Genomic DNA, 12,663 nt, shown 5'->3' on the forward strand with positions numbered 1-12,663 from the left:
CCCTTACTCTCACCGGCCGCCTCTACGCTGAGCTAGCCACACAACCGCGTCCACCGCAGGGTACCTGCGGCTCGCCGTAACCAGACCTACTCGACGGGTTCGACCTTGGCCATCGCCAGCACGTCGAGGCGACGGTCCAGTTCCTCTTCGGACAATTTGTCGCCGATCAGACCCCGATCGATGACGGTCTGGCGGATCGTCTTGCGTTCCTTGAGTGCCTGCTTGGCCACCGCGGCGGCCTCCTCGTACCCGATCGCCGAGTTCAGCGGCGTCACGATAGAAGGCGAGGACTCGGCCAGCTCGCGCAGGTGCTCGACATTGGCGACCAGTCCCGTTATGCACCGGTCCGCGAACAGCTTTGACACGTTGGTCAACAGCTTGAACGACTCCAGGATGTTGCGGGCCATCATCGGGATGTAGACATTGAGCTCGAAAGCACCCGCGGCGCCACCCCAGGCGACCGCGGCGTCGTTGCCGATCACCTGCGCGGCCACCTGAGTAACCGCCTCGGGCAGAACCGGATTCACCTTGCCCGGCATGATCGAGCTGCCCGGCTGCAGATCCGGCAACTGGATTTCGGCCAGGCCGGTCAGCGGGCCGGACCCCATCCAGCGGATGTCATTGGCGATCTTGGTCAGTGACACCGCGATGGTGCGCAGCGCGCCGGACGCCTCGACCAGCCCGTCGCGGGCCGCCTGGGCCTCGAAAGAGTTTGTCGCCGTGCGCAATTCGGACAACCCCGTCGACTCGACCAGCACCGCGACCACGCGGACGCCGAAGCCCTCGGGAGCGTTGAGGCCGGTGCCGACCGCGGTGCCGCCGATCGCCAGTTCACCCAGGCGGGGCAGGGTGGAGCGCACCCGCTCGATGCCGGCTTCGATCTGGCGGGCGTATCCGCTGAACTCCTGGCCCAGGGTCACCGGAACGGCGTCCATCAGGTGCGTGCGTCCGGATTTGACCACCGTCTGCCACTCGAGTGCCTTCGCGGACAACGCGCCCTGCAGCACCTCGAGCGCCGGGATGAGATGACGGACCGCGGCCTCGGTGGCGGCGATGTGGGTGGCGGTCGGGAAGGTGTCGTTGGACGACTGCGACATGTTGACGTCGTCGTTGGGGTGGACCTTAACCCCGTTGGCGGCCGCGATCGACGCGATCACCTCGTTGGTGTTCATGTTCGAGCTGGTGCCCGAACCCGTCTGGAAGACGTCGATCGGGAACTGGTCGTCGTGCTTGCCGTCGGCGATCTCGGCGGCCGCGGCGATGATCGCGTCGGCCTTCTCCGGGTCCAGCAGCCCGAGGTCCTTGTTGACCTGCGCGCAAGCGCCTTTCAGCAGACCGAGCGCGCGGATCTGGGTGCGCTCCAAACCCCGGCCCGAGATCGGGAAGTTCTCCACCGCCCGCTGAGTTTGCGCACGCCACAACGCGTTCACCGGCACCCGGACCTCGCCCATGGTGTCGTGTTCGATGCGGTATTCGGCTTCCTGAACGACTGAGTCGGCCATAGATCAGATCCTTGCTGGTGGGGGTGTCAGGGTAGGGGATAGGCGGCGTTGCTGTCGCCGGTGAAGTCGATCGCCGAGTACTCGTTGAGCTTTGACAGCCGGTGGTAGGCCTCGATCATGCGCACGGTGCCCGACTTGGACCGCATCACGATCGACTGGGTGGTACAGCCGCCGGGGTAGTAGCGGACGCCCTTGAGCAGGTCGCCGTCGGTCACACCGGTGGCGCAGAAGAAGACGTTCTCGCCCGATACCAGATCGGTGGTGGTCAGCACCCGCTCGACGTCGTGACCAGCGTCAAGCGCCTTCTGCCGCTCGGCGTCGTCCTTGGGTGCCAGCTGGGCCTGGATGGCCCCTCCCATGCACCGGATCGCCGCGGCGGTGATGATGCCCTCTGGGGTTCCACCGATGCCGGCCAGCATGTCGGTGCCCGAACCCGGACGGCACGCCGAGATGGCGCCGGCGACGTCGCCGTCGGTGATCAGCCGGATCCGCGCGCCGGTGGCGCGGACGTCGGCGATCAGCTGGGCGTGCCGCGGCCGGTCCAGGATGCACACGGTCATGTCGCGTACCGACAGTTCCTTGACCCGCGCTACCGCGCGGACGTTCTCGGCGATCGGCGCGGTGATGTCCAGCACGTGGGCCGCGTCGGGTCCGACGGCGATCTTGTTCATGTAGAACACCGCCGACGGGTCGAACATGGCACCGCGGTCGGCCACGGCCAGCACCGAGATCGCGTTGGGCATGCCCTTGCTCATCAGAGTGGTGCCGTCGATCGGGTCCACGGCGAAGTCGCAGTCCGGGCCGTCGCCGTTGCCGACTTCCTCGCCGTTGTAGAGCATCGGCGCTTCGTCCTTCTCGCCTTCACCGATGACCACCACGCCGCGCATCGACACCGAGTTGACCAGCTCGCGGATGGCATCGACGGCCGCGCCGTCGCCCCCCTCCTTGTCGCCCCGGCCTACCCAGCGACCCGCGGCCATCGCGCCGGCCTCGGTGACGCGCACGAGCTCCAGAGCCAGGTTGCGGTCGGGTGCCTCGCCACGCGGTCGGGCGTGCGACGGGCTCGCAACGGTCGGCGACGAGCCGGATCCCTCTGCAGTCATGGTTGGCGCCCTTCATTCATGGTTGCCGATTGTCCCAGAAGCGGAACACTCGACTGGAGCTGGGATACTTGCGGAGTGACCTCGGAGCCGCAGCCCGCCCCCAAGCCGGCCAAGCCGCGGGTGCTGCAGGACGGACGCGACATGTTCTGGTCGCTGATACCGCTGGTGATCGGCTGCATCCTGTTGGCGGGCATGGTCGGAATGTGTTCGCTCGCACCAGGTGGGACCAACCGGGGCACAATCCCGTCCTACGACGCGGCGGCGGCGCTGCGGGCAGACGCCGCGACGCTCGGCTTCCCCATCCGCATGCCCGCATTGCCGCCGGACTGGAAGCCGAATTCCGGCGGCCGTGGCGGCATCGACGCCGGACGCACGGATGCCTCCGCCGGCCAGCGGCTACACGCGGCCACCTCGACCGTCGGCTACATCAGCCCGACCGGCATGTATCTGAGCTTGACGCAGAGCAACGCCGACGAGGACAAACTGGTCGGCTCCATCCATGCCGGCATGTTCCCGAGCGGGACAGTCGACGTCAACGGCACCAGCTGGGTTGTCTACCAAGGTGCCGACCAGAACGGAGCGGTCGAGCCGGTATGGACCACCAGACTTGCCAGTCCGGCCGGCCCCACCCAGGTGGCGATCACCGGCGCCGGCACTCCCGATCAGTTCCGCACCCTGGCGTCCGCGACGCAGTCCGCGCAGCCACTGCCCAGCCGTTAGACCCACAGAAGGGACGTCTCGTGACCGCACCCGAAGCAGATCTGACCGGTTGGTCGTCCGAACCGTTCACCGGCGCCGGCTACAGCTATGACGTGTACCGCAGGGGCTCCGGCCCGGGCGTCGTGCTGATCCCGGAGATGCCCGGCATCCATCCCGGGGTGCTGGCGCTGGGCAACCATCTGGTGGACAACGGCTTCACCGTGGCGATCCCGTCACTGTTCGGCCAGCCGGGCAAGGCCAAGACCCCCGGCTACATCGTGGCCGAGATCAGCCGCGGCTGTGTGGCAAAGGAATTTGCCGCGATGGCCACCAACAAGCAGCGGCCGGTGTCGCTGTTTCTGCGTGCCCTGGCCCGCGACCTCAACGAGAAAACGCCCGGCAAGGGCGTCGGGGTGATCGGCCAGTGCTTCACCGGGGGCTTCGCGCTCGCCGCCGCCGTCGACGATAGCGTGCTGGCACCCGTGCTCAGCCAACCCTCGGTGCCATTCCCGCTCACCGCCAAGCAACGCCGCGATCCTGGGATGAGCGAGTCCGAGCTTGCCGTGGTGGCCGATCGTTGCGCCAACCACGACCTGTGCGCGCTTGGCCTGCGGTTCAGCGGGGACAAGATGGCGCCCAGCGAACGCTTCACGACACTCAAGCAGCGGCTCGGTGACGCGTTCGAGGTGATCGAGATCGACTCCGGCCCCGGCAACGAGCACGGTTTCGGCCGCATGGCACATTCGGTGCTCACCGACGAGGTGCGCGAGGTCGACGGCCAGCCGGCTTACGAGGCGCGCAAGCGGGTGGTCGAATTCCTCACGGAGCGGCTGACTTAGCGCGGCGCAACCACCCGCGTCGAACGGGCTGCTCCTCGGGGGCGGGCTTGAGCTCGACACCCTTGTAGACCGCCAGATAGACGTCGATGGTGGTGACGATGATGATCATCAGCACCGGGCCGATGATGATGCCCCACGGGCCGAACATCGAGATGCCCGCAAACACCGAGAGCAACATCAACGCCGAGTTGAGCCGGGCGTCTCGCGGCACCAGGATCGGCCGCAGGAAGTTGTCAATGTTGGTGACCACCACCAGGTGGAAAAGCACTACGAACACCCCGCCCCCGATGTTGCCGAACAGCATCATGCCGACTCCGAACGGAATGCTGACGATGCCGCCGCCGAGCGGAATGATCGACAACGCGGTCAACACGATCGCGAAGATGAAGAAGCCGTGGTGAAAGCCGGCGATGTAGATCGACGCGGCTCCGGCGACACCCTGGCAGAAGGCGATGACGAACTGGCCGTTGACGGTGCCGCGCACCATCGAGCCCATCTTCTGCAGGTACAGGCCGGTGACCTCGTCGCCGAGCGGGTTGAGCTGGCCGATCAGCGTCCGCAATTTCTCCCGGTGCACCAGGAGCGCGACGAACACGTACAGAAAAATGATGGCCGACGTGATCATGCTGGCGAGACTTCCCGCGGTGTTCTGCAGTACGCCCAGCAGCCAGTGGCCGACGCTCTGGGCGGCGGACACCATCGCCTTGCGCAGCATCTCGGCCGTGACGTGGACGTGCACGAACGGTACCCGGGAGCCGAAATCATTGACCACCTGCAGCGTCTTATCTCCCAGGCTGCTCAGATCGGTCGAACGGACCCATCCCGCAACCGAGTCGATCATGCGGGCGATCTGCACGATCGCCAGTGCCACCAGCAATCCCACCGGCACTATCACGATGGCCAGTGCGGACAGCAGGGTGGCGGTGGCCGACAGGCCGGTGCCCATGCGCTTGTTGAACCAGGTGAACAGGGGCGTGAACAGATACGCGCCGACGGCGGCCACCACGATGAGCACGAAGTACTCGCGTAGGAAGTAGGCCCCGAATGCCAGGGCAAGGAGGGTGAAGACGGCGAGAGCACGTTTCTGGGTAAGGGTGAATTCGGTGTTCATGCCCGGACCGAGACCGCCCTCCGCATCTGTGTTGAAAACACCTTAGCGGCGACGGCCTCCAGCATCAGCGCACCAGCAGAACACGATTAAAGTGGTTTGGACGCTTGTGCCGTGATCATCGGGGGGCGGGGCACGGAAATAGGAGTTTGAAGGCAATGGCGACCGAAGTAGTCGAAACCGGTTACGGTCCGGTCCGGGGCGGCGACGACGGTCGCGTCAAATTCTGGAAGGGCATCCGCTACGCGGCACCGCCGCTCGGCGACCTGCGTTTCCGGGCCCCGGAGCCGCCGCAGCGGTGGACCGAGGTTGCCGACGCCACCGAGTACGGCCCGGCCTGCCCCCAACCGGTGGTGCCCAGGATGCCGCTCGACCTGGGTGCGCCGCTGGGCGAGGACTGCCTGCGCGTCAACATCTGGGCGCCCGCCGACGTGCAGCCCGGCGCCGGCAAACCCGTGATGGTGTGGCTGCACGGCGGCGCCTACGTGCTGGGCTCGGGAAGTCAGCCGCTCTACGACGGGCGGGCGCTGGCGGGCACCGGCGACGTCATCGTCGTCACGCTCAACTACCGGATCGGCGCGCTGGGCTTCCTGGACCTGTCCTCGTTCGGTACCTGGCAGCGACCGTTCGAATCCAACATCGGGCTGCGTGACGTGCTGGCCGGCCTGGCCTGGGTGCGCGACAACATCGCGGCGTTCGGCGGCGACCCGGCGAACGTCACCGTGTTCGGCGAGTCCGCCGGTGCGGGGCTGGTCACCACCCTGCTCGCCTGCCCGGCGGCCGAGGGCCTGTTCGTCCGCGCGATCGCCCAGAGCTCGCCGGCCACCTCGGTCTACGACCGGGAACGGGGCCGCCGGGTCGCCTCGACCTTCTTGGAGAAGCTGGGTATCGGCGCCTCGGACGTGCGCAAGCTGACCGAGGTGTCGACCGACGCGCTCGTCACGGCCACCCAGGAAGTGTTCAACGAAGTTCCCGTGCGCAATCCGGGGACGCTGGCGTTCGTCCCGATCGTCGACGGTGACCTGCTGCGCGACTACCCCGTCAAGCTTGCGCAGGAGGGGCGGCTGTTGCCCGTCCCGCTGATCATCGGGACCAACAGGAACGAGGCGGCGCTGTTCAAGTTGATGCGCTCGCCGCTGATGCCGATCACCCCACGCGCCATCACGTCGATGTTCGATCAGATCGCTGCCGAGCAGCCCGACCTGCAGTTGCCGACCGTGGACGAGATCGGATCGGCCTACACGGGCCGGCACAAATCACGCGTGGTGAGCATGGCCACCGATATCGGCTTCCGGTTGCCGACGATGTGGCTGGCGCAGGGTCACAGCGCGGTCGCGCCGGTGTACCTGTACCGGTTCGACTACTCCACGCCATTGTTCAAGCTGCTGCTGGTCCGTGCCGCCCACGCCACCGAATTGCCCTATGTCTGGGGCACTCTCGGTGGGCCGCAGGACGTGACGCTCAAGCTGGGCGGGGCCAGAATCGCTACGGCGGTCTCCCGGCGGATGCAGACCCGGTGGATCAACTTCGCCACCGCCGGGGAGCCGGCCGGTCCGGCCGGTGAAGTGCGGTGGCCGCGTTATGACGAGACCCATCGCGCCTGCCTGGTCATCGACAAGGTCGACACGATCGTGCACGACGTTGACGCGCGGATCCGCGACGCCTGGGGCGCCGAGATGGTGAGCTTCAGGTAGCCGACGCTACTTTTTCTTGGCGGCCTGCGCCTCGGACTTCATCTTGTGGAACAGGTCGACGTAGTACGGCAGGCACTCTTTGAGGGCCTGCTCGGTGGTGAACAGCGGCTCGTAACCCAGGTCCCGGCGGGCCTTTTCGATCGAGAAGTAGTTGTTGATGGCGATGCGCTCAATGGCCAACGGCTCGAGAAGCGGCGCGGGCGCACCGAATTGGAAGTGCAGCCGCTGCCATGCCGTCATGGCGAGGCGTACCGGCGGGGCGGGAATCCGCAGCGTCGGCCACTTCTCGCCGCATGCTTCGATCACCGGCCGGGCGAACTCGAACATGTTGATCGGTTCACCGTCGTTGATGAAGTAGGCCTGCCCGGGCGCACTACCGCCCGGCACCAGGTGTTCGCCGGCCAGGATGAAGCCGTGAATCAGGTTGTGCACGTAGGAGTTATCGAGCTTCACGGACTTCGGCCCGACCAGCACCTTGGTGTGGCCCTTGATCACGCTCTCGAACAGCTTGCGGAACATGGTCTGATCGCCAGTGCCCCAGATGCCGCTGGGCCGGATGGAGCAGGTGAGCATCCCGTCGACGCCGTTCTGGCCCAGCACGTACTTCTCGGCGGCCACCTTGGTCTCGGTGTAGAGGTCGTTGAACCGCTTGGTGTACGGCATCGTCTCATCACCGTTGACTATGTTCTGGCCCTCCATCACCACGCTGTTGGAGGCGGTGTAGACGAACCGCTTGACGCCGGCTTTCTGGCCGGCTTCCACCAGGTTCTGGGTGCCACCCAGGTTGACCGAGAAGCTGCGCTGCCGGTACTCCTCGGTCACCGACGCGCCGCCCATCAGGTCGATGATCGCCGCGGTGTGGATGATCGTGTCGATGCCGTCGACCGCCGCTTCGCAGACGGCCTTGTCGGTGATGTCGCCTTGCAGCACTTCCAAATTGGGGTGCTGGGGGAGCGGCGAGGGGGCACGGTCGAAGGAGCGGACCCGGTGGCCGCGATCCAGCAAGGTCCGCACCAGGTTGGCCCCGACGAAGCCGGAGCCCCCGGTGACCAGGACGCTGCCGAGCTCGGTTGTCAGTGATGGATCACCCATGCGGGAGAGAATAACTGAAACGTGTTCCAATTCGGAACCACGTTGGCGGACGAGTTTTGCTGACGTCAGCTTTCCGGGGCTTCGCCGGACGCCAGGGCGTCGGTGACGCGTTGGCGTGCGCCAGCTAAGTGCTCCTCGCACCGTTTGGCTAGTTGCTCGCCCCTTTCCCACAGCTTCAGCGACGCATCGAGATCCAGGCCGCCCTGCTCCAGAAGTCGCACCACTTCGATTAGCTCGTCTCGGCACTTTTCATAGCCGAGCTGACTAATAGGCGTAACCGGCGACGCCTCGTGCTGTTGTTCAGGAACCATCGGTACGCCCTTCACTCACCGCCGCGATGGCGCCGTCGGCGACCCGCACGCGCAACCTGGTGCCGGCCGGCGCCTCGTCGACGGAGCGCACGATCTGCCCGTCAGCTTCGGAAAGGACCTGCACCACGGCGTAGCCGCGGGCCAGGGTGGCGGCGGGGCCCAACGTGGACAGTCGCGCGGCCAGGTGGCCGACGCGTTCGGTTTCCGAGGTGAGCAGCCGGTTGATGTCCCGGCGCAGCGCGGACCGGGCGCGGTCGACCTCGTCGCTGCGGCTGGTCACCATCCGCAGCGGGTCGGCCAGCACCGGACGGCTGCGCAGTGCCGCCAGCGAACGCTCCTCCCGAGACACCCAATTTCGCAACGCTTGGGCGTTGCGCCGGCGCAGGTCGGCGATCAGGCGTTGTTCGGCCGAGGTGTCGGGAACCACCTTCTTGGCCGCGTCGGTGGGTGTGGCGGCGCGCAGGTCGGCGACCAGATCGCAGAGCGGATTGTCGGGTTCGTGGCCCACCGCGCTGATCACCGGGGTGCGGCAGGCCGAGATGGCCCGGCACAGCGTCTCGTCGGAGAACGGCAGCAGGTCCTCGACGCTGCCGCCGCCGCGCGCGATCACGATCACGTCGACCTCGGGATGCCCGTCCAGGTCGCGCAGCGCCTCCACCACTTGCGCCACCGCATTGACCCCCTGCACCGCGGCGTGGCGGATCTCGAAACGCACTGCGGGCCAACGTGCTTCGGCGACCGTCGTGACGTCGCGCTCGGCATGGCTGGCCCGGCTGGTGATCAGCCCGATCATGTTGGGCAGGAACGGCAGCGGTCGCTTCAGGCGCGGGTCGAACAAGCCCTCGGCGTCCAGTAGCCGGCGCAGCCGCTCGATGCGGGCCAGCAGCTCGCCGACACCCACGGCCCGAATTTCACTGAGCCGCAACGAGAATGTGCCGCGGCCGGTGTAGAAGGAGGGCTTGCCGCAGACCACCACCTGGGTGCCCTCAGTCAGCCGGACCGGCGCGCTCAACACGAGATCGCGTGAACAGGTGACCGAGAGCGACATGTCGGCTGCGGGGTCGCGCAGCACCATGAACACCGTGTTGGAGTTCGGGCGCATATTGATCTGGGCCAACTGGCCCTCAACCCACACGGTGCCCAGTTTGTCGATCCAGCCCGCCACCCGGATGGCGACGGCGCGAACCGGGAAGGGATTCTCGGGCGAATTCGTCTGTGCGGCCGGAGTCACTTCGCGGTCGCGCGGGTGATCCTGTTGGCGAGCAGCGTCTGGAAGGGGGCGCGGGCCTTGGTGGCCTGCTCATAAGCCAGCAGGGCTTCCAGTTCGGCGACATCCAGCGACTGCAGCCGCGCCCGCAGCTGGGCCAGGGTGAGCTGCGGGTAGTCGAGTTCGGTAGCTACCGCCGGCGCCGGCACGTTGGCCGCGGCAGCAGACTTGGATTGGCGGGTCGAGACCGGCTTGGTGGGGGCATCCCCGGATGCGGACTCGGCCGTGTCGGCCACCGAGTACAACGCGAAGCGCCCCTCGGCACGACGTTCGCCCTCGAGTCCATCCACCGGGATGGTGGAGAACCCGCCGCCGGCACCGCCGTCCAGAACTTCCAGGTCCTCGTCGAACGTGGCCCATTCGGGCTGCTCGTCCTTGGGCGGGAAGATGTTTTCCAGCGTGTTGTCGCCCTTGATGACCAGCTCGGCGAGGTTTTGCTGGAAACGCATCACCAGGTGTGCCGCCTGACTGGCCAGGGTCATCGGATACATCAGGATGGTTCGCGGGAGGCGCATCGTCTCCTCGACGGCGACTGTCGCCGCGCCGACCAGCAGCCGAACCCCGTACGGTGCAGTAGCCATGCGTCCCAGCCTGCCTCAAGCAGCGGCGAACTCCAAGCTGACGGCGGCGAAATAGCGGATCCGTGTCGGTGGAACGTACCCTGAAGGGCATGGCACCGACTATTGACATGGGGATTCCCGGTGCGGTGAGTTCGGTGGCTGCCCAGGGCGTGCCGGACCGCAAGCGAGTGCTGCTGGCGGAGCCGCGCGGCTACTGCGCGGGGGTGGACCGCGCCGTCGAGACGGTCGAGCGTGCGCTCGAGAAGCACGGCGCTCCCGTGTACGTGCGGCATGAGATCGTGCACAACCGGCACGTGGTCGACACACTCGCCAGAGCGGGCGCGGTCTTCGTCGAGGAAACCGATCAGGTGCCCGAGGGCGCCATCGTGGTCTTCTCCGCACACGGCGTCGCGCCGACGGTGTACGAGGCTGCCGCCGAACGCAACCTGCAGACCATCGACGCCACCTGCCCGCTGGTCACCAAGGTGCACAACGAAGCCAAGCGCTTCGCCCGCGCCGACTACGACATTCTGCTGATCGGGCACGAGGGGCACGAGGAAGTCATCGGCACGGCCGGGGAAGCTCCTGACCACGTGCAGCTGGTCGACGGGGTCGACGCCGTCGAGCACGTCACCGTACGGGATGAGGACAAGGTCATCTGGCTCTCCCAGACCACGCTGTCGGTCGACGAGACGATGGAGATCGTCGAGCGGCTGCGGCAGCGTTTCCCGAAGCTGCAGGATCCGCCGAGCGACGACATCTGTTACGCGACCCAGAACCGCCAGGTCGCGGTCAAGGCGATGGCTCCGGAGTGTGAGCTGGTGATCGTCGTGGGCTCGCGCAATTCCTCGAACTCGGTGCGATTGGTCGAGGTGGCGCTGAATGCCGGGTCGCGCGCGGCGCACCTGGTGGACTGGGCCGACGACATCGACCCGGCCTGGCTGGACGGGGTCACCACCGTCGGCGTGACGTCCGGGGCATCGGTTCCCGAAGTGCTGGTCAGCGGCGTGCTGGAGCGGTTGGCCGAGCACGGCTACGACCTGGTGCAACCGGTCACGACGGCCAACGAGACGCTGGTGTTCGCGCTGCCGCGGGAGATCCGGCCGGCCCGATCGCGCGGCTAGGCGTCCCAAGTTTCGGTCTGCGGCCTGCGTGGCGCGCGCGACCGAGTGCGTCGATCTGAACGCGGCTCCTCGCGGCGCTCGTCGCGCGACTCGCTGCGCGGCGGCTGCCCGCGGTAGCGAACCTGCGAGATCGGGTGATGGGTCGGATTGGCGTTGCCGGACCCGTTCGTACGCCTGCTGCGCGGCTCGTAGGGAGGCTCGTAGGGCGGGTAGGGCTCATAGCCGGAGCCGCGGCGCTCATGGCGGCTGCGGCGTTCGCCACGTTCGGAGGGCTCGGGCCGCTCGTAGGTGTCGTACGGATTGAAGCGGCTGCTGCGCGGTTCGGGTCGCTCGTAAGGGCGTTCCGACGGTCTTTCGGAAGGCCGTGGCCGATCGTAAGAGCTGCGCCGCGGGTGCGGCTCGCGACGCATTTCCCGGGGCGGGTAGGCGCCGAGGTCCGAATCACTGTCCGGACGCCGGCGACGTGGCCGCGGCGGCGCGTCGGCCCGGTCGTAGTCCGTGGTCTCGGTCGGCGGCACCGCGCCTCTGCGGGTGGTGCGGCGTGGACGTTCGCCGCCCGGTTCGTAGGTGTCGTCGGGGCGTGCGTGCCGCGAGCGCGATCGTGCCGGACGCTGTGCCGTCCGGCCGGTGTTCCGGGCGTTCCTGCCGCTGCGTGCGGCCCGGCCCCTCGAATGGGCCGGCGGCACGGTGTTGGCGGCGTCCGCGTCGTCGTCAGAGCCGCCGGCCAGCAGCGTGCTCAGTTTCGCGATGAGGCCGCTGAGCAGGGGCGGGCGCTGCGCCGCGGGCTCGGGCGTCGCCGCGTCCCCGGTTTCGGCGAGTGTCCGGCTGTTCTTGCCGAAGTACCACCGGACCAGGCCGATCAGCAGGATGAGGCCGGCGGTGCCCAACATCAGCGGGAACCGCTCGATGAGGGGATATCCGCAGTTGATCAGCAGGTCCTTGAACTTGTCGACCTTGCCGCCGTGGAACAGCCAGTACGCGCCGGGCACGGTGATGAACAGGATCAGCGGCGGTTGGATGACCGCGGTGAACACTGCCGCCTGCCGAACCGCCAGCACCGCTGCCACACATCCCGCGATGTAGAGACCCGCGAACGTGTGGGTCAGCTCCTTGTGACCGGCGTCGAACGCATACCCCAGGGCAGTTGCTCCGACCGCGATGAGCACCGCCGCCCACCACGGCACGCCGGGGATAGAAGGGACGATGGAGCGGCGACTGGGCTCCACCGCCGCTCGCTCCCGCTGCGCTGACACATAATGACCGTACCGGCTGTGCGGCCAAAGGCCCCGGCTTGACTCACGAAAAGTGCCCGCGAAACGCCCTCGGTGCCTCACATAAGAATGCCCGCGAAACGGTGACCGTCG

12 protein-coding genes are annotated in these 12,663 nt (G+C 67.4%); 4 read left to right on the forward strand and 8 right to left on the reverse strand.

Annotated elements, in window-relative coordinates; genetic code table 11:
* Nucleotides 1–86 precede the first annotated feature (86 nt).
* Together AWC08_RS15230 and glpX are read right to left on the reverse strand one after the other, a co-directional pair.
* Nucleotides 87–1,502, reverse strand: a complete 1,416-nt coding sequence (locus AWC08_RS15230) for a class II fumarate hydratase (RefSeq protein WP_069434338.1) — start codon at nt 1,500–1,502, stop codon at nt 87–89.
* A 26-nt stretch (nt 1,503–1,528) separates the two neighbouring features.
* Nucleotides 1,529–2,605 (reverse strand): class II fructose-bisphosphatase, encoded by a 1,077-nt coding sequence (glpX, locus tag AWC08_RS15235; RefSeq protein ID WP_065136988.1) that lies wholly within the window; start codon nt 2,603–2,605, stop codon nt 1,529–1,531.
* Nucleotides 2,606–2,680: 75 nt separating this feature from the next.
* Here glpX and AWC08_RS15240 point away from each other — a divergent pair, with 75 nt between their 5' ends.
* The gene (locus AWC08_RS15240) at nt 2,681–3,325 is read left to right on the forward strand and encodes a DUF4245 domain-containing protein (RefSeq protein ID WP_036392354.1); all 645 of its coding nucleotides are present in this window, start codon (nt 2,681–2,683) and stop codon (nt 3,323–3,325) included.
* 20 nt (nt 3,326–3,345) lie between these two features.
* The gene (locus AWC08_RS15245; RefSeq protein ID WP_036392356.1) at nt 3,346–4,143 is read left to right on the forward strand and encodes a dienelactone hydrolase family protein; all 798 of its coding nucleotides are present in this window, start codon (nt 3,346–3,348) and stop codon (nt 4,141–4,143) included.
* Here AWC08_RS15245 and AWC08_RS15250 read toward each other — a convergent pair.
* Nucleotides 4,124–5,254, reverse strand: a complete 1,131-nt coding sequence (locus AWC08_RS15250; protein WP_036392359.1) for an AI-2E family transporter — start codon at nt 5,252–5,254, stop codon at nt 4,124–4,126. The genes AWC08_RS15245 and AWC08_RS15250 overlap by 20 nt on opposite strands.
* 155 nt (nt 5,255–5,409) lie before the next feature.
* Here AWC08_RS15250 and AWC08_RS15255 point away from each other — a divergent pair, with 155 nt between their 5' ends.
* Nucleotides 5,410–6,945 (forward strand): carboxylesterase/lipase family protein, encoded by a 1,536-nt coding sequence (locus tag AWC08_RS15255; RefSeq protein ID WP_036392361.1) that lies wholly within the window; start codon nt 5,410–5,412, stop codon nt 6,943–6,945.
* 6 nt (nt 6,946–6,951) lie between these two features.
* On the opposite strand, the gene AWC08_RS15260 is transcribed toward AWC08_RS15255, so the two are convergent.
* The 4 genes from AWC08_RS15260 to AWC08_RS15275 are packed head-to-tail and all read right to left on the reverse strand — an operon-like array spanning nt 6,952 to nt 10,196.
* Entirely contained in the window at nt 6,952–8,049 is a 1,098-nt protein-coding gene (locus tag AWC08_RS15260; RefSeq protein ID WP_069434345.1) for a 3-beta-hydroxysteroid dehydrogenase, read from the reverse strand.
* A gap of 53 nt (nt 8,050–8,102) precedes the next feature.
* Nucleotides 8,103–8,348 carry an exodeoxyribonuclease VII small subunit gene (locus AWC08_RS15265; protein WP_036392363.1) on the reverse strand — a complete coding sequence of 82 codons (246 nt, stop codon included), beginning with the start codon at nt 8,346–8,348 and terminating at the stop codon, nt 8,103–8,105.
* Entirely contained in the window at nt 8,338–9,579 is a 1,242-nt protein-coding gene (gene xseA, locus AWC08_RS15270) for an exodeoxyribonuclease VII large subunit (protein WP_036392365.1), read from the reverse strand. Before xseA ends, AWC08_RS15265 begins: the two co-directional genes overlap by 11 nt.
* Nucleotides 9,576–10,196, reverse strand: coding sequence for a lipid droplet-associated protein (locus AWC08_RS15275; RefSeq protein WP_036392367.1), 621 nt, complete (start codon nt 10,194–10,196; stop codon nt 9,576–9,578). The genes xseA and AWC08_RS15275 overlap by 4 nt, the downstream gene beginning before the upstream one ends.
* Before the next feature lie 89 nt (nt 10,197–10,285).
* On the opposite strand from AWC08_RS15275, the gene AWC08_RS15280 reads away from it, so the two are divergent.
* Nucleotides 10,286–11,299, forward strand: a complete 1,014-nt coding sequence (locus tag AWC08_RS15280) for a 4-hydroxy-3-methylbut-2-enyl diphosphate reductase (protein WP_036392369.1) — start codon at nt 10,286–10,288, stop codon at nt 11,297–11,299.
* Here AWC08_RS15280 and AWC08_RS15285 read toward each other — a convergent pair.
* Nucleotides 11,296–12,552, reverse strand: a complete 1,257-nt coding sequence (locus tag AWC08_RS15285; protein WP_069434339.1) for a DUF6542 domain-containing protein — start codon at nt 12,550–12,552, stop codon at nt 11,296–11,298. The genes AWC08_RS15280 and AWC08_RS15285 overlap by 4 nt on opposite strands.
* Nucleotides 12,553–12,663: the final 111 nt, after the last annotated feature.

Origin of the sequence: Mycobacterium gordonae (assembly GCF_002101675.1) — a bacterium.
Lineage (GTDB): Bacteria > Actinomycetota > Actinomycetes > Mycobacteriales > Mycobacteriaceae > Mycobacterium > Mycobacterium gordonae.

Coding starts and splice junctions, on each gene's coding strand:
- AWC08_RS15230 (WP_069434338.1), bottom strand. CDS start 1,502: ATGGCCGACTCAGTCGTTCAGGAAGCCGAATACCGCATCGAACACGAC.
- glpX (WP_065136988.1), bottom strand. CDS start 2,605: ATGACTGCAGAGGGATCCGGCTCGTCGCCGACCGTTGCGAGCCCGTCG.
- AWC08_RS15250 (WP_036392359.1), bottom strand. CDS start 5,254: ATGAACACCGAATTCACCCTTACCCAGAAACGTGCTCTCGCCGTCTTC.
- AWC08_RS15255 (WP_036392361.1), top strand. CDS start 5,410: ATGGCGACCGAAGTAGTCGAAACCGGTTACGGTCCGGTCCGGGGCGGC.
- AWC08_RS15265 (WP_036392363.1), bottom strand. CDS start 8,348: ATGGTTCCTGAACAACAGCACGAGGCGTCGCCGGTTACGCCTATTAGT.
- AWC08_RS15275 (WP_036392367.1), bottom strand. CDS start 10,196: ATGGCTACTGCACCGTACGGGGTTCGGCTGCTGGTCGGCGCGGCGACA.
- AWC08_RS15280 (WP_036392369.1), top strand. CDS start 10,286: ATGGCACCGACTATTGACATGGGGATTCCCGGTGCGGTGAGTTCGGTG.